Source organism: Weissella koreensis KACC 15510, from assembly GCF_000219805.1.
In the GTDB taxonomy this organism is placed as follows: Bacteria; Bacillota; Bacilli; order Lactobacillales; family Lactobacillaceae; genus Weissella; species Weissella koreensis.
This window is the reverse complement of the sequence record NC_015759.1, coordinates 1261372-1281840: the sequence shown is the minus strand read 5'-3', so window position 1 is coordinate 1281840 and position 20469 is coordinate 1261372. Positions and strand designations below refer to the sequence as shown.

Sequence of the window (20469 nt, the reverse complement as noted above, 5' to 3'; positions counted from 1 at the left end):
AGGAGAACGATCAAATGCCTGATCAAAATCTTTCTAGAGCTAATCGCACACATCCTAAAAAGAAGCGTGCCAACCATCCGCTTAAAAAGCGAATCTTATTCATTGTTGCAAGTGTGATCGGAATCATTGCCATTATTGTGATTGCTTTGGTTTCTTACTGGTCCATCACTGCTCCAAAAGTCACTAATGCCGGTTTAGCCGGTTCATCTCAATCTACTATTTTAGATAAAGATGGAAATACCGTTTGGACAAGTGGTAACGAACGACGTGAAATTGCACGTCAAAGTGAATATACTGATACCATGAAAAATGCGGTCGTAGCTATTGAAGATCGACGATTTTATAAGCATGGTGGTATTGATATTCGTCGAATCGTTGGCGCTGCTTTCGCTAATCTAACTGGTTCATCACTTGGTCTACAAGGTGGATCTACCTTAACTCAACAATTGATCAAACAAACAGCCTTTTCATCAGCCACAAGTGATCAAACCCTAAAGCGTAAAGTTCAAGAAGCTTGGATGTCAATTAAAGTCGAAAAACAATATTCAAAAGCTCAAATTTTGACTCTTTATATGAACAAAGTTTACATGGGTAATGGGGTCTATGGAATGAAGACCGCCGCTAAATTCTACTATGATAAAGACATGGAAGATTTGACCATCCCACAGACTGCTTTGATCGCTGGATTACCTCAGTCTCCTTCGGGCTATGATCCATATACTAATCCAAAAGGTGCTAAATATCGCCGAGATCAAGTCTTAAATGCGATGGCTGAGTATGGCACAATTTCCAAAAATGAAGCTCAGACTTATAAAAACACCCCAATTGATGATGGATTAGTTTCTTCTCACCCTGAAAATGATGAAGAAGCAGAGAAAGAAAAAATATCAGACTCTTATGTAACTTCTGTTTTAGCTCAAGTCAAAAAAGCAAAATACGATGTTAATCGTGATGGTTTAACCATTAAAACCAATTTGGATGGTGATGTTCAAAACAAAGCTTACGATATAATTAATTCATCAAATGGTAATTCATATGGGATTAACTTCCCTGATGACGAAATTCAAACTGCTGTAACCATTACGGATCCACAATCAGGGGACGTCATTGCACAAATTGGTGGTCGTAATCAGGACAGTTTGCAAGGCCTCAATCTAGCTACTTCTACTCAACGATCTGGTGGTTCAACGGTTAAGCCTTTAATTGATTATGCTCCTGCAATTGAAGAATTTAACTGGCCAACTTATCGAGCCGTAGACGATTCTTCATCATTTAAATATGCTGGAACTGACCTCAATGTTGGTGACGCTGGTATGACAAACAACTTACCTTACTCTAAACAAAGTGGACAACAATATGTGACAATGCGTAACGCTCTTTCACGTTCATTGAATGTACCGGCTTTGCATACCTTAGAGGGACAAAGTACACTACCAAATGGTAAAAAAGATGAGTACGTTGGCTATACGCGGGCTGGTGACTTCCTTAAAAAATTAGGCATCAATCAAAAGTTAACTGGTGGTTCTGCAATTGGATTTAACATCTCAACTGAACAAGAAGCAGCAGCATTCTCTGCCTTTGCTAATGGTGGTACTTATTATAAGCCTTCTTATGTTAAGTCTATTACAACAAGAGAAGGTAAAGTTACTGATATGAGTAGCAAGGGAACCAGAGCGATGAAAGAATCAACTGCATTTATGATCAATAATATGCTACAATCCGTATTCACTGCTAAAGCTCCTTGGAACTTAGGTTATGACAAGTACATTCATTCTGATTATAAGCAAGCTGCTAAATCTGGAACCGTTGCTTACCCTTCTGACTCAAAATTCCCTAGTAATAGTGCTCAAGATCTTTGGTTTACTGGTTTCACTAAATCTGCTGCTATTTCAGTTTGGACGGGATATGATCAACCCATGCAAGTTGATACTCCATTAAGTTCAACTTCGCAATTGCCAAGTGAAATTTATGACACTTTGATGCAATATGTTATGGATAAAAATGATGGTGACGGTTCTAACTGGCGAGTTCCGTCATCAGTTACGAAAGTTACCAAGTACGGTCAAACTGAATATGAGGTCAAGGATGCCGACTTTAAGGATCCGTTTGCTCATCGTGTATTTGGTTCAACTACTGCTGTTAGTGGATCTTCTTCTTCTTCCATTGCACGATCTTCTACGATTTTCTCAACGACTAAAGAATCATCATCAACACAACAACAGAGTCAAAATAGTACTAATTCTACTACTACTTCAAATTCAAATACAACGCCAAGCACAAGTAGTTCAGCTACGTCTTCAAGTACTAGTCAAACACCGACTCCTACTCCTGAACCAAGCGGTACAGATAGTAAAAATGACTAAATAAAAAACGTATTCAAATATTGAATACGTTTTTTATTTACATAAATTAAGATCATTACCGTTTTATATGTTTTAATAAAGTGTCGTTTTCTTAAACCCAATCATAATAATTAAGATAACAAATACCAATGTTATTGCAACTAGCCCTGCAGCTAAATAAAACATTGAATGATATCCGAGACGCTCAATAAAGAATCCTCCCATCAATGGGCCAATCGCTTTTCCTGCTGATGGTGCTGCCGCCACTAATCCTTGGAATTGTCCTTTAAAGTTCAATGGTGTTAACTCATTTACCAAGGCAGGGATCATTGGGAACGCAGTTGCTTCGCCCAAAGTTGTGATAACCATTGCCAAAGCAAATCCTTTAAAATCATCAACAAATGGCAAAATCAAGAATGCCAAGCCAAAGCAAGCAATACCTCCATAAATTTGGATCCACATCATTTTACGATTAGTGGAAAGATTCAAAAAATTAATGGTTAGTTGCACAACCGCTACCAAAAGGCCATTAATCGTCCAAAGCATTGAATATTGCCACAATGGTAAATGTAAAACATCAGACATATAGACAGACAAATTCCCTTGCCACTGAGCATAAGAAATCCAAAGAACGCTCAGTCCTAAAATCACCGTCCAAATAATACGTAAATTCCAGGTTGGCAATTTAATTTTCTCCATACTTTGATTATCATCTACTTGCGCTTGTTCTAGCTTAAAGTTAAAGAATTTTTGAATAATAATAAAAAGAGCACTGTACATGATAAATGAAATAATAAAAAGCCAAACAATACCATAGTTATAAATTGTACCAACCATGGCAGTAGCAAAAACCATACCAAAATTAGCAATAAAATATAACATATTAAAAACATATCGGCCATCATGACCTCTAACCTGAGTCCCATATGAATTAATTGTTGCTGTATTCCAACCACTAAAAATTCCCGTAACAGCTAAAATAATTGGGTAAGCTGGCCAACCATGCCAAAGAATAAAAGCAACTTGTGAAAGTGCCATGACTCCAATCCCAATTCGAATGAGGTTAAATGGTTGCATCCGGTCAAAAAGCCGCCCCGAAATAACGCTACCGACCATTTGACCTACAGCGTTCATTAACATAACCCATCCAACAGTAATCAATGTTTGACCTAATTGATTATGTAAATAAATAGAAGTTAATGGCCAAATAAACCCTAAAGCAAAATTATTAATAAAACTCGCTATTAACAGCCATTTTAAAGACATACCTTTTGTTGTTTGCATCCAATTCTACCTCCCCTAAAAATAATTTATAAAAATAAAAAATGAAGGCGCGTGAACGACCTCATTTTTTAGTAAATATTATTTGATTGATGTTGCCGTATTAATTAAAATATTTTTCCGTCAACTCACTTATAGTACTATCTTTTTCAAATTTTGCCAACTGTTTATTTACGGCTAATCTTAATTTAACATCTGATTTCCGGAAACCAACTACAAATTGTTCCTTTGGAAATCTCGTTTGAAGCATCTGAAATTGATTACCTTGAGTCGAATGAGCTATATAATAACGCGCATAATCACTATCAATTAAGACCCCTTGAATTCGATCTACTTGTAAATCGTTCAGCGCCTTTGAAAAATCATCATACTGAACGGTATCACGAATGATGCTTTTCAAAATATGTGGTTGTCCATCATAACTTGCTGCTCCAGAAGAACCCGTTTGAATCCCTAAATCGTGATTTTTTAAATCTTTAGCTTGCTTAAAGTTATGATCTTTTAAAGTTAAAATAACTTGCTCATCTTGGTGATATGATTCTGAAAAGGCAACATGTTTTGCTCGCTCGGGTGTCTCAGTATAACCATTCCAAATTGCATCAATATGCTTAGATTTAAGTTCTGTTTCTTTCATTGACCAATCAATTACTTGAAATTTAACTTTTAATCCCATCGCTTGAAAAGTTTTTCGTGCAAGATCAACATCGTAACCAACTAACTCGCCTTTGGAATTTCGAAAACCCATTGGAACGAACGTATCATCGACTCCAATAACGATCACCTTTTTCTGTTGTGTTTTACCCCATTGGTCTTTGGGGTGATTAACTTTCCAAGTTAACCCACCAATAATTCCTATTAATATTACAAAAACAATTAAATTACCCCAAATTTGTTTTTTATGTCTCAACGTTGAACCTCTTTTCCAAAATCAAACGTTAAATCTGCCACAGCTTCAGCAAATGGTAAGTCATGAGTAACAACCAACTGTGTAACCCCTTGGGATTTCATTTGTTGCATCACATGAACAACTTGCTGCGTTGAAGCTGCATCTAACCCTGAGGTTGGTTCATCATAAGCCAACATACCCGGTTGCATAGCTAGAGCACGCGCAATCGCAACTCGTTGTTTCTGACCACCAGATAATTGATTAGGATACTGATGAGCTTGATCAAACAATCCTAATTCCTTTAAAAGTTCTTCAGCTTTTTTATTTGCCGCCGATTTTGAATCTTTTAAAACGTTAATTGGGGCCAAAGTAATATTTTCCTGGACTGTATACTGGGGGAAAAGGTTAAAGTCTTGGAAAATAACTCCAACTTGAGCACCTTTACGATTACCAGTTAAATCCAGTCTTTCTCCATTCAATTCCATCGTACCTTGATCAGCTGGTAATAGTCCGGCAATAATTTTTAAAAATGTCGTCTTCCCAATTCCAGATGGTCCTACTATCGCCATGATTTTTCCAGTTGGGATCGTCAAAGCTAAATTTTTAAAGATAAGATGGTCAGCGTATTTTTTTTGTAAATCTTTAATTTCTAACATATTCAATCCTTTCTAACGATCCAAACGATCAAAATCTAATGAATTTTCAATTTTTCGCATAATCAATGTTGCAGCAACAGTTAGGATCAAATATAGAGCTCCAACTAATAAATATGGCACTAGAGTAACATCCCGTGCTGCAGCAATGTTTCCAGCTCGCATTAAGTCTCCTAATCCAATGACATAAACCAATGATGAATCTTTAACCAAATTAACCACTTCATTTCCAACTGATGGCATCACGATTTTAACTACTTGTGGTAAGATGATTTTTTTCATAGTTTGCCATTTGGAAAATCCTAAAACCTGAGCCCCTTCATATTGTCCTTGAGGTACACTTTGTAATCCACCTCGAAAAATTTCAGCAAAATAAGCCGCATAATTCAATATAAAGGTGACAACAGCCGCTTCAAAACGAGGGAAAGTTACAATCTGTGCCAAGCTAAGTCCATAGTAAACAAAGACAATTTGTAATAGCAATGGTGTTCCCCGCATTATCCAAATATAGAAGTTCATCAACAATTTCAATAGTCCAATTTCAGAACGTAGAGCCATTGCAACTAAAACACCTAATGGAATGGCACCAACTAAGGTTAATCCAAACACCCCAAAAGTCATTTTCAAACCATTTAACATACTAGGTAAGATTGACCATAAATAATCCATAATTCTCCCCATCCTTTATTAATAAAAAAAGCCCTCAAGATATGATTAACATATCTTGAGGACGATCGAATTCGTGGTTCCACCTCAATTTTTGTACGCTATTACTAACGCACACTCTGCCACCACTATTAACATAATGGCGGGAATCTATAACGCGATCAGCCGAAAAATCATTACAATTTTCAAACAAACATAGGTGTGGTTCGAATCATCAATTTGATTGCTTCTCAACTTCAGCGCAACTCTCTGAGCAAATTAAACGACCTACTCTTCTATGTGAATTTAATTTATGTTGTAAGAATAAGCGTTTTAATACTAAATGTCAAATAATTTTTGGTTACATTCGATCAGAACGCTTAAAAATCAGGCGATTATTTATTTGCTTATTTTCAACTTGGTAGTCAACTAAATTAGGTGACTCTAGCCAACGATATAAGATACTTAATGCTGGAAAAAACACAATAAAAAATATTAAATTGATCAAAATTGATGGGAACATATGAAAAATAATAAACTCTTGTAAGTTAGCTTTCGCCACATTAATAATTCCAAATGCTAGATAATCAAAAATCAAATAGATACTAATAACCACAAAGAAAATTAACATTTCCCAGAAATATGAATATTCAAAATATTTTTGAGCCCACACAGCTAAACCAACCATTAACGGGAAACCAATCAATGATACTCCAACATACCCCGTATAATAAAAATCGTAAACTAATCCGACAATCCCAGCTAAAACATATAAATTAATATGTTCATTTAAATTATTATCAACTTTAACTAGGATAGGCATCAACAAGACTAGTAAAACCAATAACGGACTAGCCGACATTGGTAATTTATATAAAACTGGGGCCCAATTTAAAGCAATAACGCCATCTAAGATTAGTGCTAAAAACACTAAAACTGGATGAACCCATGATATTTTAAAATATTTTGACATAATTGTAACCAGCCATTCTCAATAAGTTTAATTTACATATAACTTTATTATTATACTATCAAACGAAACAATTTACTATTTATCTTCATCGTTCTCAACCAGTCTATCTTCGCTGGCATTTTAATTCATTATGCAGAATCACACAATCAATTTAAGCAATCCCATCTTGTCGCAAAACTTTGGTATTATGATGGAACCATAGCCCATTAATTCCAATAATCAAAGCGGAAATAATAAAGACTCCTTGATAATCAAATAATCCAGTGGCTACAGCCCCAATAATTGGACCTGCAACGGATCCTAATGATTGAAAACTTTGATTATAAGCAAACATCCGGCTCACCACCTCATGTGGTGTCGTCTTAGTAATCAAAGTTTGAATGGATGGCATCATTGTTGAATCAGTAATTCCAACGAAAAAACGTAATGCTGCTAGTTGCCACACAGCACTTACCCAACCCATTGGTAAGAATACAATCACTCCTAAAATAAATCCGCTTAACATCACTTTTGAGGTTCCATATTTATCACCCAATCGACCTAATTGAGGAGCAAAAATAAGAGATGCCACACCAGGTGTTGCAGCCACTAATCCAGCCAAAAATGCCGTATTATTGGCATTGTGCGTCAATTCTTGCACAAAGAGGGCCAGAATTGGATTAATTGATTGATTTACAGCCATAATCATCATGGTTGTAATAAAGAAGCCCCACATAACTCTTGGATATGGTAACATCGCAAATACTTCTTTTCGTGATAACGTTTGCTGTTCTTCTTTAGCTTTAGGGGAAAATTCTTCTTTAACCCAAAATATAACCAATACCGTTGCCGCTAAGATCAAACCACCAGTCAAAGTAAATGAAAAACGATAACCAACTGTGTCTGCTAAAACACCTCCAATTAACGGTCCAAGCAATGTTCCAGCTGTAGAACCAGTCATCATAATTCCCATACTATATCCTGATCGATCAATTGGTGTTTCTGAAGCAATCAAAGCATTAGCATTAGAAGTAAAGCCACCTAATGCTCCTTGAATAGCACGCAGCAAGATTAATTGCCAAACATTTGTTACTAAGCCCATTAAGAAAAAAGCTACACCCATCGCCAAACCTGCACGAACAATCATTTTCTTACGACCCTTGGTATCAGCTAAACGGCCCCAAAATGGTGAGGCAATTGCCATCGTTAAGTAACTTCCTGAAAATGCTAGGCTTGAATATAAGCTCAACATACTTTTAGAATAATGCCCTAATGTGTTTATGTACAGGGAAAGAAATGGTGTTACCATACTTAATCCAATTCCGGTTAAAAAGACTCCTATCCACAAAATATACATATTGCGTTGCCATACTGGCATTGTTTTTATTTTATTCACAACTAAAATAACCTCCTCTTAGATCACTCTTTATTTTCTGCAATATCTTAATAATATAATTGCAATTTAAAATTCCACTTAAACAAGCCTATCATTTTTTAACCTTGTTGGTTAATACTTTTTTATAAGAAATTAAAAAAACGAGCTTAAAAGCCCGCCTTTTTTTAATTATTAAAAATGCATCTTATAGCCATTATTTTTTATTATTAACAAAATTTTCAAAATTATTCATAACTATATCTAACCAATTAACTGTGCTCTCGTCATTTAAATTATTATCTAACGTTAATTTTTTATGTCCTCCGCCAATTAACACATCATTGCCAATCAAAACAGGAGAGCCTAGTGCAGATAAAATATCCCGCAAATGTAATTGCGCATGAACTGTTCCTAAGAATCCTGGAGTGGTTCCCATCATCATTGATGGCTTATTATTAATCACGTTATCAACACGCGATATCCAGTCAATAGCATTCTTCAATACTCCTGGAATTGATTGATTATATTCTGGTGTTACCCAAATCACACCATCGGCGGCTTTAATAGCATTTTTAAATGCTATAACTTCTGGAACCATATTTTGTTCATCATCACGATTGTACATTGGTAGTTTATCAAGATGTAATACTTCAATTTCATTATTTTCATTACTATACCGTTTAGCTACAAATTGAGCTAAACGCATATTTATAGAATCTTTACTAATACTTCCTACAATAGCAACATATTTCATGAACTTAATCTTCTTTCTTTATTTCATTTTTTAACATCTGACATTTACCTATATTATATATATCAATAAAATAAAAATTCAATATATATGAACACATCTTTTACTATATCTGACTGCTTAAATTCGTAACAATTTTATCTAATATCCTATTCAAAAGTTCTAACTCATCTTCTGAAACATCTTTTAACATCATAGTATCAATAATTTCAAGATATTTATCATTTGCAACAACTAGTTGTATCCCTTTTTCCGTTGGTTCGATAAATTTTTCTCGGCGATCATGTATATTAACCGATTCAATGGTATAACCATCTCTAATCAATCTTCTTAAAACACCACTTACTGTGGCATGCCCTTGTAAACTAGCTCGTTCAATCTGTTTCGTTGTCAAATTATTATCACGATTCAATACTATAAATTTTAAAAATCGTAGCTGAGTCGCCGATAATTTTTTATTTTCAACTCTTCGCGTAAATTCACGGTCAGTCAGTAATGATGCTGCCTTAATTTTCCCGCCAATATCGTTCAACATCATATCGATAATTACCTCATAACATAATATAGGTCGCATGCGACATAGATTATGTTAACTCGCTTTTGATTAAGTGTCAATAACGTTAATACCAATCCTGGTTTTACTTTTACCAGTTCACAATAAAAGGCTAGACCCCAAAAAAATCGGTCTAACCTTTTCGATAATAATTATCGATGATTAAAATAACAGTAAATTATTTTAATTGTAATTCCAAAACATTCGCAATTTTAGTAGTTTCAGTTTGAACCTGTGCCAAAGTTGCCAAACGGTTATTTTTAACAGCTTCATCATCGACCATAACCATCGTTTGATCAAAATAAGCTGAAATCAATGGCTCCAAATTCAGCAATTGTTGCAAACGATCCTGTGTTTGATCCTCTTGGAATCGCTTCATTCCGCGATTCAAATCCATCTCAACCTCATTTTCAAATAAAGCAGGATCGACTTGTGCTGATGTTGGGTTCTTAACTACCAGACGAGCCACCCGACTTAACGCTTCCATCCCACTTCGGAAAGCTGGAGTTTGGCTTTCAACCTGTAACATTTTAGCATTAGCCAACATTGATACCATATCGGAGCTATCATTTTTAGTAACTGCATCGATAATATCACGTCGAATTTGTTGATCTTGTAATTCTTTAACTACTCGATCCGTTAAGAAGTGGATTACATTATTAATTTGAGCTGGTAATTGATCTAGAATTGGTGCTGGCAATCCAGATTGATCATCTTGCTTTTGCATGGCTACAATAAATTCATCCAAAATTTGATTCAAATCAAGATGCCATTGATTATATGCCAAGATAGCCACTAATCCAGAAGCAGCTCGACGCAATGCATATGGATCATTTGAACCAGATGGGATCATATCACCAGCAAAAAAGGCCATTAATGATTCTAACTTATCTGCCACTGCCAAAACCTTACCTAGTTCAGAAGTTGGTAATACTCCATCCGCGGAAATAGGCATGTAGTGTTCACGAATGGCTTGGGCTACAGCTGATTCTTCTCCAAAGTGTTGAGCATAAATTTCACCCATGACACCTTGCAATTCATCAAATTCGCCAACCATTCCTGTCATCAAATCAAATTTATAAATTGAACTAGCACGGCTCAAAAGTTGCTTCGTCTCCTCATTAAATGATAAATGAGCAGAAATAATATCAGCTAGTACCCGTACTCGGCGAGTATGTGCAGCAACTGAACCTAATTTTTCATGGAATGAGACTACTTCTAATTTTTCATTATAGAAATTAATGTCATGCTTTTGATCTTCTTGATAGAAGAATTTAGCATCTTCTAAACGGGCTACCAAAACTTTTTCATTTCCAGCAATCACATTTTCAAGGTGCTCTTGATTACCATTTCGAACTGAAATAAAGAATGGTAGTAATTGCCCTGCTTGATTTTGAACGTGGAAGAATCTTTGGTGTTCTTTCATTGAAGTAATCAAAACTTCATCTGGTAGTTCCAAATAATCATCAGAGAATTGTCCTGCAAAGGCCGTTGGGAATTCAACAATATTATTCACTTCTTCAAGTAATCCAGCATCAACTACAACATGCCAATTATTATCAATTCCTAATTGCTTAATTTGATCTTTGATCATATTTTTTCGCATTTGAGCATCAACAATCACTGATTCGTTTTTCAAACTATCTACATAATCTTTTGCATGTCTAATTTCAACATCATGACCTAAGAAACGATGTCCACGAGATGTTCGATCAGTTTTTACATCTAAAACTTCAAATTCGATTAAATCGGCGTCCAACAAGGCTACCATCCAACGAATTGGACGAACATATTCAAAGGTATGTCGTGACCATTTCATAGTTGTTGAAAAGGTCATTTTTGTCACAACTTCATCAAAATGACTTAATACTTCTTGTGCTGATTTACCTACTTCATGTCGGCTTAATGTAACAAACTCTTGTCCATTAAATTCTTTAAAAATAATGTCATCAGTGGTCATTCCTTTTCCACGTGCGAAACCTTGTGCCGCCTTGGTGAAATTTCCATCTGCATCTAAAGCAGCCCGCTTGATTGGGCCCTTCATTTCTTCTTCAATATCAGAAGCTTGATTTGCAACATCATGTACCAAAACAGCTAACCGTCGCGGTGTAGAATATGGTTGAATTTCTCCATGTTCTAAGCGATGTTCATCAAAAAAAGCTGCGGTTCGCTCAACCAGTTGGTTAATGGCTGGGGTTACTAAATGTGCAGGTACTTCTTCTAAACCAATTTCCATCAAAAAGTCAGCCATTTTAGTTTTCCTCCGTTTCATCTGGTAAATATTTATTTCGCAGTACTTCATCCTTTAATAATGGGAATCCTAACTTTTTACGCTCATCAATAAAGGCCCGTGCAACTTGGCGCGCCATCTTACGAATCCGGCTCAAATATTTAGCTCGTTCCGTAACTGAAACAGTTCCCCGAGCATCTAACAGATTAAAGGTATGTGAAGACTTTAAAATATAATCGTATGCAGGGTGAACTAACCCTTGATCCAATAAACGTTGTGCTTCTGCTTCATATTCATCAAAATGCCGTAATAACATTTTTTGATCAGATTGTTCAAATGAGTAGGTTGAATGTTCAAATTCAGGTTCTTTGAAGATATCACCATACAAAACCCCATTTCCCCACTCCAAATCATAGACTGTTGGAACATTTTGAATGTATGATGCTAAACGCTCCAAACCATAGGTGATTTCAGAAGTCACAGCGTCAACTTGGATTCCTCCAACTTGTTGGAAGTATGTAAATTGCGTCACTTCCATTCCATCAAGCCAGATTTCCCAACCAATCCCAGCTGCACCCATTGAAGGGTTTTCCCAGTTATCTTCCACGAAACGAATATCGTGTTCAAGTGGGTCAATTCCCAATTCTTCAAGAGAAGCTAAATATAGTTCTTGAATATTATCAGGAGAAGGCTTCATAACTACTTGAAACTGGTGATGTTGATAAAGACGGTTTGGATTATCTCCATACCGACCATCTGCTGGACGGCGTGAGGGCTCAACATAAGCGGCATGCCATGGTTCTGGACCATTAGCGCGCAAAAAAGTGTACGGCGACATAGTCCCCGCCCCTTTTTCTGTGTCATATGATTGCATCAACATCGCCCCTTGCTTGGCCCAAAAGCCTTGCAATTTTAAAATAATATCTTGAACTGATAAAGTATTACTCATTTTAATTCCTTTCTCCAACTAGTTTTTTGATTGATTTCAAAATAAAAATCCCTGCACCAATCAAATTAAACATGATTGATGCAGGGACGTTTTTAACGCGGTTCCACCCTGCTTCCAAACGATAATGTTAAGATCATCATTTGACAGCTTCATTTAAATTTTAAAGCGCTCCCGTAGCTCCCCATAAAAAGATACAATTATCCTCACATTAACGATAACTTGCTGAATGCATCTAACTTTATTTTTTCTACGATCTTAGCGTACTAGAAAATTATATGCCTAAACTTATCTTTCAGCAAGACCTAATTCAATCTAAAACAATTAGAATAACATCGCTAAAATATAATTATTAAAGCGTATCAATAATAGATTCAAATTCATTTAGACGTTGTTCAAAGACGTCAAAGGTTGCTTGTAAATAATCCGTTTTAGCCATATCAACGCCAGCTTTTTTAATAACTTCCAATGGAAAATCTGATGAACCAGCTTGTAGATAGCTCATATAAGCAGCCACTCCTTCAGTTCCTCCATGCAAAATTTGCTTTGCTAAGGCCGTCGCTGCAGCGAAGCCAGTCGAATATTGAAATACATAGAAATTGTAATAGAAGTGTGGAATACGAGCCCACTCATATGCAATTTCTGGATCAACGGTCAACGCTGGACCATAATATTCTTGATTCAAATCCAGATACGCATCATCAAGAACTTCTGCCGTTAAAGGTACCCCACTTGCATCCTGTTCGTGCATCCATTGCTCAAATTCAGCAAATTGAGTTTGCCTAAACATAGTTCCCTTAAATCCATCTAGGTATTGATTCAAGATATAAGCTCGAATTTGTGGATCCGTAATTGTCTTTAACAAATAATCAGTTAATAGATTCTCATTGGTAGTTGAAGCGATCTCAGCTAAAAAGATTGGGTAATCTCCATATTGATAAGGTTGATTATTTCGAGTTTGATAACTATGAACCGAATGTCCCATTTCATGAACCAGGGTGTACAAATTATTTAAATTATCCACCCAATTTAATAGCATGAAAGGATTGGTATCATACGATCCTCCCGAATATGCTCCACTACGTTTCCCTTTATTTTCAACAACGTCAATCCAACGTTCATCAAAGGCATCATTCATAATTGATAGATATTCATCACCCATAGGCTTCAGAGCTTCCAAAGCCATCGCCTTAGCTGATTCATAGTCGATATCAAAATCAGGTGTTCCTAAAATAGGTGTATACAAATCATATGAATGTAATTCAGGTAACTTCAACATTTTTTTACGAAGTGCTACATAACGATGTAACAGAGGCAAGGCTTGATGTGTAGTTTCAACCAAATTATCATAAACAACTTCTGGAATATGATTTTGTGCCAAGGCCGCTTCACGTGCTGATTGATAGTTTCGAACTTGCGCTTGAAAATTTTGTTGTTTAACATTTCCACTAATAAGTGTTCCAAACGTATTCTCTAATTGCGCATAAGATTGATAGAAAGTTTGAAAAGCATTTTTACGGACTGTTGGATTAGACGACTCTAACAAGCGGCTATAAACACCATTCGTCAATTGTTCGAATTCACCATCTTCATTTTCAACTGCTCCAAATTCCATATCCGCATTATCTAAAATACTAAATGTATTTTGCGAAGCATTAAAGACTTCAGAAGCCCCAGCCAAAAGTTCTTCGCTTTCCCGTGATAGAACATGCCCTTTTTGCGTTAGAATCGTTTCAAAATAATGTTGATAGTCCTTTAATCTAGGCTCAGTCTCAAACATTTCAGCTAATTGTTGATCCGAAAGACTTAATACTGCTGGATCAAAGAAGGCAATTGCACTTGATACTTGTGCCGCTAAATTTCCAGCAATTGCATTTAAGCCTTGATAATATTGATTACCAGTATCTTGATCAGACTTCATTGATGCATACACATATACTTTTTCTAAATCACGCATCAAGCTTAAACCATATTGTAGAGCTTGATATAAATCTTGACCAGAATTAGACACCTTTTCAGCCAAAGCATCTGATAATTCAAGTCGTAGATTCAAATCTTCAACAGCAGCGTCAAAAGCTTGATCATCTTTAAAAATCGTTGTTAAGTCCCAAGTTTGGCTTGTAGGCACTTCTGAACGGATTGGAATTTCTTTTACCATTAATTTTCTCCATCTCTCTTTAATTTATGTATTTAATTCTACCACTATCCTTTCCAATAAGGGTTTCATTATGTTGATGCAATGACATTATTTTTAAATCTAAATGATTAAACCAAGTTGGTTCTCGTAATAAAAACCAATAATTTGATTCCCATGAAACCAACTTTAAATTAGTCCACTCACTTAATACTTGATCCAACCAAAGCCTTTGGACAACTCCTTGATCCATACTACAAAATTCATACCAAGGTAAAGTTTTAGTAAAATCAAACAGTGTATCTTTTGTACATCGTCGCTGTTCTTCAATAAATAAATATAATTGAACTAATGCCAAGGTATTAGAACATTTTAGCCCACCAGTTAAATGTTTAAAATTATGCAACTCCCATGGAATTCCCCATAGCGAACGATGCATTTGATAAAGTTGATTATTTATAATATTAAATGATTTGCTCTGTCTCAATAATTGCTTGATTTGTAAATCTGCTAATTTTTTCAGCTTTACATAATTTTTTATTGACCTTTGACCATCTAATTTTAACCATGGAATTTTAAATAACTGTTTCTTTTGGGTATTCCAAAAACATATCCCAATTTGATTTGCTCCGATGGGCTGAGCAAATTTAGCCAAAGTCCCATCCTGTAATTGTTTTTTCTGATATGGCTTTCCTAAAATCCATCGGACTAACAATTCCATTTGTTGATATCCCATATTACGTGCCTTTATATATTCTATAGTAATTGGTGAACATTGATATTCAATCATAAATTTTTGCTTTTTCTCAGGATACAAGAGCATCATGTCTGGTCGTTGTTTGATTTTTGGTAAATATTGTTCTAATTCTACCTGATAACCCCGTTCAGTAAAATAAGTAGCTAATTGATATTTTCCAGAAACATGCTCTTTACTTTCATTGTCGCTAAAAATTTGACATGATGCTAGTGCTTGGTGTGCAAAATATGGTAGCCTAATCTGTCCAAATCTTAAAAGCACCAACTGATGACAGTCTAAGCATCGATACTCTATATCTCGATTAGCACATTTAGCACTTGTAACTTGGTTTGTATGTTGATTAATTGCGAATAATATTTTTATATCTCCAATAAAAAAAGTCCCTACAACAAGTAAGGACCCATTTTAACGTAAAACATTAACTACTATTAAATTAAATTTTAGCTTTTGTTTATTAAAAATAATTTATTTGAAATATTCTACAATTTCACTAAGCGCTTTGGTTTCAAAAATAATTTTACCATGTTCAGCCAAAACTGCCGTTGCGACTGCAGAAAGTTTTCCAAATTCGCGGGCGATTGCAGTAATATTTTTAATCTCATTTAATTGATAAGTTTCGTCAAATAGTAATTCAAGATAATAAGCACCATCATATTGAACCAACTTATTAGCTGCCTCAATCTCCAAGACCTGTGATAATTGAATCAATGACTCGAAATCATTAAATTTAAAAGTTAAGCTTTGTGGAGTCTTAGCAATTTGACCCGCTTTTTCGTTGCCAGACAATGCTGCACTATCATCAGTTTTGTTACGTTGCTCATTTTGGTCAGTTTCTAACAATTCGTGCAAAGTATCATCTGATACTTCATCACGAGTTTCATTAACTTCATTTTTTTCAGATCCCATCAGCTTATCCAAAATCTCTTTTGGTACCTGATCGTCGGTCATATTTTTAGTAATAAAAATTTCTAATCCCTTTTTACTAGGCATCACCTGGAAAGAGACCGCTTCATTTTGCTCAAAATCATGTTCCACATCGACCTCAGCTAAAATACTATAAAAGAATTTTTCAACTTCGTCTTGGTTACTAAGTAAATCCACCAACGAAATACTACGTTCATCTAAATCTTCTTTAGTAACTAGAACCCGAATAGTATCCTCATTAATTCGTTCCATCTCCATCATGCATACCTCCTTTACATTAAATTTTTAGCAAACGCGAAGATCTTTCGATTTACTGTTAAAAAATTAATGTAATCCAGCTAAGAATTCATCCATTTCTTCTGGTGAATCAACCAGTTCTACATGAATTTGTCCCCGCTTGAGTTGTAGTTCAATATCTTTTGTCATCTTAGTTGCTTGCTTTTTTGCTAATTTATCATATTTTTTCATTATTTTAACCCCATTTATTTAATAAATCCATTATAACATTTTAACCTAATTTTGCCGTTTTTTCTCTAACGATATTAATTCTGACAATAATTGATTTGTTTCCTGCTGTTCTTTACGTAAAGCTTTAATTTCCATTAAATTAACATTATATCCAAATTTTTCTGTAGGATTTCTTGCAACGAAAGTATTTAGGATCCGAATAAAGAAAAACACAGAACCAGCAATCAAAATCATTGTCAAAAAAGATTTGCCAAAATCAGCCCAAGGGATAACGTTAAATTGCCAGATACCTTTTTGGATCCAAATACCTAAAAAATGTAACATCCCACTGATTAAATTAACAAAATCCTTCACAAAATTGGAAAAGGCGTTTCCAACGACCACACCAATAGCAAAACCAGTCACTCGATCACCTGTTAAAAAGGAACGAAAATCACCAGCCAGAGCACTATCCATGACAATATCGCCTAAATCATTTACCCGATTTACTGTCGCCGATAATTGTTCAGGTAAAACACCATTTATTTTACTTTTTTTCCACTTTTTCATTAATTGTTCCCTTTAATTTTTATAATTGTTTGGGGTCCAAACTTAACAGGTCAACATCCAAAGGAATCTTAGGCGTGTCTTTTTTAATACCATTTTGCTTATTTTGAAAGTTCTTACGCCTTTTTGAATTTTTTAAAACATCCTGTTTAGAATGATAATTTTGCTTAGTCCAATTCACCAAAATTGATTCAATATATCGTAAATTCAAAGCTTGATTCGCCACAGCTTCCTTAATCGCTTCTTGAATTAATACTGGTAAGAAATGATCAACATCAAACCAATTACTAACAATTTCTAAATCAATTGGTGAAAGCGATCGGCCAAATTCCTGTTCCAACATAGTGAAAATTTCTGCTCGTGTTGGCTCATCTTTAATTTGTCGAAAACTATTATTATTATTCGACTGTCGATCAACTGCTCGAACAGCTGATTCATCCGGTAATTTCAATAGTTTTTGATATAACTGATGAAAATTCAGAGTAGTTATCAATCGTTTGTTTTCATCACGTTTAGTTTCAAAAACTACTAAATTCTTAGCACGCATATTTTCAATTCCTGAGAAAACTTGCGTTGGCTGCAAGCCCATATATTTAGCGATTTTTTCCGTACTTGGTTCAACATACCCTCGATCTAGCATAGCTTTAATTTGTAAATATATGATCAATTCTTGATCTGTCAAACCGATTTCATGATATCTTTGCAATAAAACTAAACTAATATCAATATTTCCCGCATCAAGATACTGATTAAATTGATATTGATCGCTCATGAATCAACGTCCTTTCTGAACTTTCTTGAATTACTATCTTCTTTCAAATTAATATCCCAAACTTCCACCATGAACTTCTGTTACGTTGGTGGTGGTAATAAAAGCATCGGGATCAATATCATGAATTTTACGTAAAAGGTGAGCATATTCATTACCATTTAACATAACCATAATCATCTCACGGGCATCATTAGTATAACCACCTCTGGCTTCATAAATCGTCAAACTCAATTTCTCATCCAATAACATTTTGTGAATTTCTGATAAATGATCATTGCTCATAATTTGAACTTGGCGCTTTAAATCAAACCCAGTTTCAATATAACGCATTACAATGATCGTCACAACCAATGAAAAAGCCGCTAAAAAGAAAGCATTCGTACTTGAGACAATTAAATTAAATAACGTAATAGTTAAATCAATACAAAGTAATGAAACAGCAGTATTGATTCCAAAGAATTTCTTTAAAATCATAGGTGGCACAGTGGTCCCACCTGCTGAAGCTTCCAAGCGGTATAATAAAGCCACCCCAGTTGCAAAAATTCCTCCGCCAATAATAACCGCTAAAACAGCGTCATTAACTAATTTATAGCTAGGAGTTATGTACATCAAGAGTGGCAGTAGAAAACTACCAACTGTGATATTACGAACACTTTTTCGGTCTAAGAAAATAATCGATAAAATAATCATCGCAATATTAAAAATCAAAACGGTTAATGAGCGATTAATGCCAAAGGCCGTATCCAATAAAATTGCAACTCCAGTTGCACCACCTGCTGCAACATGAATTGGTGCATAAAAGAAATTTATAGCGATAGCTACCATTTCCAATGCAATTACCATGGCTAAAACTCGAAACCAGCCTTGCTGAGTTAGTCGTTTTCTATTCATATACTATCCCCACTATCTTCCTAATATTTTATATTTATATCATTTATCATACCATCCATAATTTAAACTTAGGTTAAATTATACTTTTGGATGTTTTTGAAGATAATCAGCAGCATATTTCAATAAAATTGTCTCATCGTTTTTAACTTGTCCCGCAACCACCGCTTGTTCTAAGACAGTTAATAATTTACCTAGAATTGGTCCTGGATTTAAATTAAGTTTATCTTTCAAAATTTTACCATTCACTTTTAGGTCATTGCGTTGATGAATTGCTAAATTTTGATACCGTTCTCTTAATCGCTCTGAATCAATAGTCAATTCACTTAATTTTAGAACCGATAGTGCATTGTCTATTGCTGAACCAGTTACGTATAATTGCCAATTACTTGCATCATCTAAGCGCAATTGATTCAAAAGATCTAACGAACGCTGAATGGTTTGAATTAATTCATTACTTTGCTTCCACAATTTCAAAAAGTCCTTCACATCCACAGCGGTTAATCCTAATTCAAAAGCCAGCAAAGTCCAAGCTTCAGCATCCGTATGTGCTTGATCAACGGCCAATAATTCTGCATATCCCCATAAATCAATTTCTGTATGATTGAGCCCTGGCATATATTCATTTAGACCCGTACTTAGCAATGCTAATAATCCAAATTGGGCATTCTTACCTTGCAATAATTTAGTGAATTCAACATTAATTCGTTCAACTGATATATTTTGCAATAATTCTGCATTATTTTTAATAGCCAATTTCGTTTCAGGATCCAAATTAAAATCTAATTGGGCAGCAAAACGAACAGCACGCATCATTCGTAAAGCATCCTCATGAAATCGTTCATCAGCACTTCCAACTGCTCGTAAAGTTTGTTGCCTTAGATCAGTTAATCCATCAAATAAATCCACAATTTCACCATTACTTTTAACTGCTAAAGCATTTACGGTAAAATCACGACGCTTTAAATCATCAGCCAGTTGCCGCACAAATTTAACTTCATCTGGACGTCTAAAATCAGTGTAAGATGATTCTGTTCGAAATGTAGTAATTTCGTAACCATTTCCATGATCTAATACCATCACAGTCCCATGCTCAATTCCAGTATCAACAGTTTTATTAAAAATAGTTTTAACTTCTTCTGGATAGGCTGAAGTTGCAATATCGACATCATGAATTGGCTTTTTTAATAAAGTATCCCGGACCGAACCGCCAACAAAATACGCTTCATATCCAGCATCCTCAAGTTTTTGTACGATTGGCAAAGCATTTTCAAATTCTAATGGTAATTTTTGTAATTGCATAAAATCCTCCTATTCAGCAGTCCGATGATGGACTTTTAAGCCGATTAACAGCGCCCCCAACCCT

At 35.1% G+C, this 20469-nt stretch carries 19 protein-coding genes; 1 reads left to right on the top strand and 18 read right to left on the bottom strand.

Annotation, left to right across the window (positions count from 1 at the left end; genetic code table 11):
• The first annotated feature begins 14 nt into the window (after window positions 1-14).
• Entirely contained in the window at window positions 15-2363 is a 2349-nt protein-coding gene (locus WKK_RS06270; RefSeq protein WP_013989801.1) for a transglycosylase domain-containing protein, read from the top strand.
• Between the two features lie 72 nt (window positions 2364-2435).
• Here WKK_RS06270 and WKK_RS06265 read toward each other — a convergent pair whose 3' ends face one another.
• From WKK_RS06265 to WKK_RS06185, 18 genes are all read right to left on the bottom strand, one after another.
• Window positions 2436-3626, bottom strand: a complete 1191-nt coding sequence (locus WKK_RS06265; protein WP_013989800.1) for an MDR family MFS transporter — start codon at window positions 3624-3626, stop codon at window positions 2436-2438.
• Window positions 3627-3726: 100 nt separating this feature from the next.
• Window positions 3727-4530, bottom strand: coding sequence for an amino acid ABC transporter substrate-binding protein (locus WKK_RS06260; RefSeq protein ID WP_013989799.1), 804 nt, complete (start codon window positions 4528-4530; stop codon window positions 3727-3729).
• A complete protein-coding gene (locus tag WKK_RS06255; protein ID WP_013989798.1) occupies window positions 4527-5165 on the bottom strand; it encodes an amino acid ABC transporter ATP-binding protein in 639 nt (212 codons plus the stop codon). Before WKK_RS06255 ends, WKK_RS06260 begins: the two co-directional genes overlap by 4 nt.
• A gap of 12 nt (window positions 5166-5177) precedes the next feature.
• Entirely contained in the window at window positions 5178-5831 is a 654-nt protein-coding gene (locus WKK_RS06250; protein WP_006845249.1) for an amino acid ABC transporter permease, read from the bottom strand.
• 337 nt (window positions 5832-6168) lie between these two features.
• Window positions 6169-6780 carry a rod shape-determining protein MreD gene (gene mreD / locus WKK_RS06245; RefSeq protein ID WP_006845248.1) on the bottom strand — a complete coding sequence of 204 codons (612 nt, stop codon included), beginning with the start codon at window positions 6778-6780 and terminating at the stop codon, window positions 6169-6171.
• Between the two features lie 151 nt (window positions 6781-6931).
• Window positions 6932-8155: a multidrug efflux MFS transporter gene (locus WKK_RS06240; protein ID WP_041942391.1), complete on the bottom strand. Its 1224-nt coding sequence runs from the start codon at window positions 8153-8155 to the stop codon at window positions 6932-6934.
• Between the two features lie 193 nt (window positions 8156-8348).
• Window positions 8349-8888 (bottom strand): NADPH-dependent FMN reductase, encoded by a 540-nt coding sequence (locus tag WKK_RS06235; protein WP_006845246.1) that lies wholly within the window; start codon window positions 8886-8888, stop codon window positions 8349-8351.
• 103 nt (window positions 8889-8991) lie between these two features.
• The gene (locus WKK_RS06230) at window positions 8992-9459 is read right to left on the bottom strand and encodes a MarR family winged helix-turn-helix transcriptional regulator (RefSeq protein ID WP_242821437.1); all 468 of its coding nucleotides are present in this window, start codon (window positions 9457-9459) and stop codon (window positions 8992-8994) included.
• 157 nt (window positions 9460-9616) lie between these two features.
• Window positions 9617-11689, bottom strand: coding sequence for a glycine--tRNA ligase subunit beta (gene glyS / locus WKK_RS06225; RefSeq protein ID WP_013989795.1), 2073 nt, complete (start codon window positions 11687-11689; stop codon window positions 9617-9619).
• 1 nt (window position 11690) lies between these two features.
• The gene (glyQ, locus tag WKK_RS06220; protein WP_013989794.1) at window positions 11691-12617 is read right to left on the bottom strand and encodes a glycine--tRNA ligase subunit alpha; all 927 of its coding nucleotides are present in this window, start codon (window positions 12615-12617) and stop codon (window positions 11691-11693) included.
• Between the two features lie 349 nt (window positions 12618-12966).
• Window positions 12967-14772 carry an oligoendopeptidase F gene (gene pepF, locus WKK_RS06215; protein WP_013989793.1) on the bottom strand — a complete coding sequence of 602 codons (1806 nt, stop codon included), beginning with the start codon at window positions 14770-14772 and terminating at the stop codon, window positions 12967-12969.
• 19 nt (window positions 14773-14791) lie between these two features.
• Window positions 14792-15799, bottom strand: coding sequence for a competence protein CoiA (locus WKK_RS06210; protein ID WP_081461285.1), 1008 nt, complete (start codon window positions 15797-15799; stop codon window positions 14792-14794).
• A 171-nt stretch (window positions 15800-15970) separates the two neighbouring features.
• A complete protein-coding gene (locus WKK_RS06205; RefSeq protein WP_081461284.1) occupies window positions 15971-16690 on the bottom strand; it encodes an adaptor protein MecA in 720 nt (239 codons plus the stop codon).
• A 63-nt stretch (window positions 16691-16753) separates the two neighbouring features.
• Complete coding sequence (locus WKK_RS07220; RefSeq protein WP_006845238.1) at window positions 16754-16897, bottom strand: hypothetical protein; 144 nt, start codon at window positions 16895-16897, stop codon at window positions 16754-16756.
• A 45-nt stretch (window positions 16898-16942) separates the two neighbouring features.
• Window positions 16943-17446, bottom strand: coding sequence for an MscL family protein (locus tag WKK_RS06200; protein ID WP_006845237.1), 504 nt, complete (start codon window positions 17444-17446; stop codon window positions 16943-16945).
• 19 nt (window positions 17447-17465) lie between these two features.
• Entirely contained in the window at window positions 17466-18215 is a 750-nt protein-coding gene (locus tag WKK_RS06195; protein WP_013989790.1) for a DnaD domain protein, read from the bottom strand.
• A gap of 48 nt (window positions 18216-18263) precedes the next feature.
• Window positions 18264-19106, bottom strand: a complete 843-nt coding sequence (locus WKK_RS06190) for a YitT family protein (RefSeq protein ID WP_013989789.1) — start codon at window positions 19104-19106, stop codon at window positions 18264-18266.
• 78 nt (window positions 19107-19184) lie between these two features.
• Window positions 19185-20405 (bottom strand): CCA tRNA nucleotidyltransferase, encoded by a 1221-nt coding sequence (locus WKK_RS06185; RefSeq protein ID WP_013989788.1) that lies wholly within the window; start codon window positions 20403-20405, stop codon window positions 19185-19187.
• Window positions 20406-20469 lie beyond the last annotated feature (64 nt).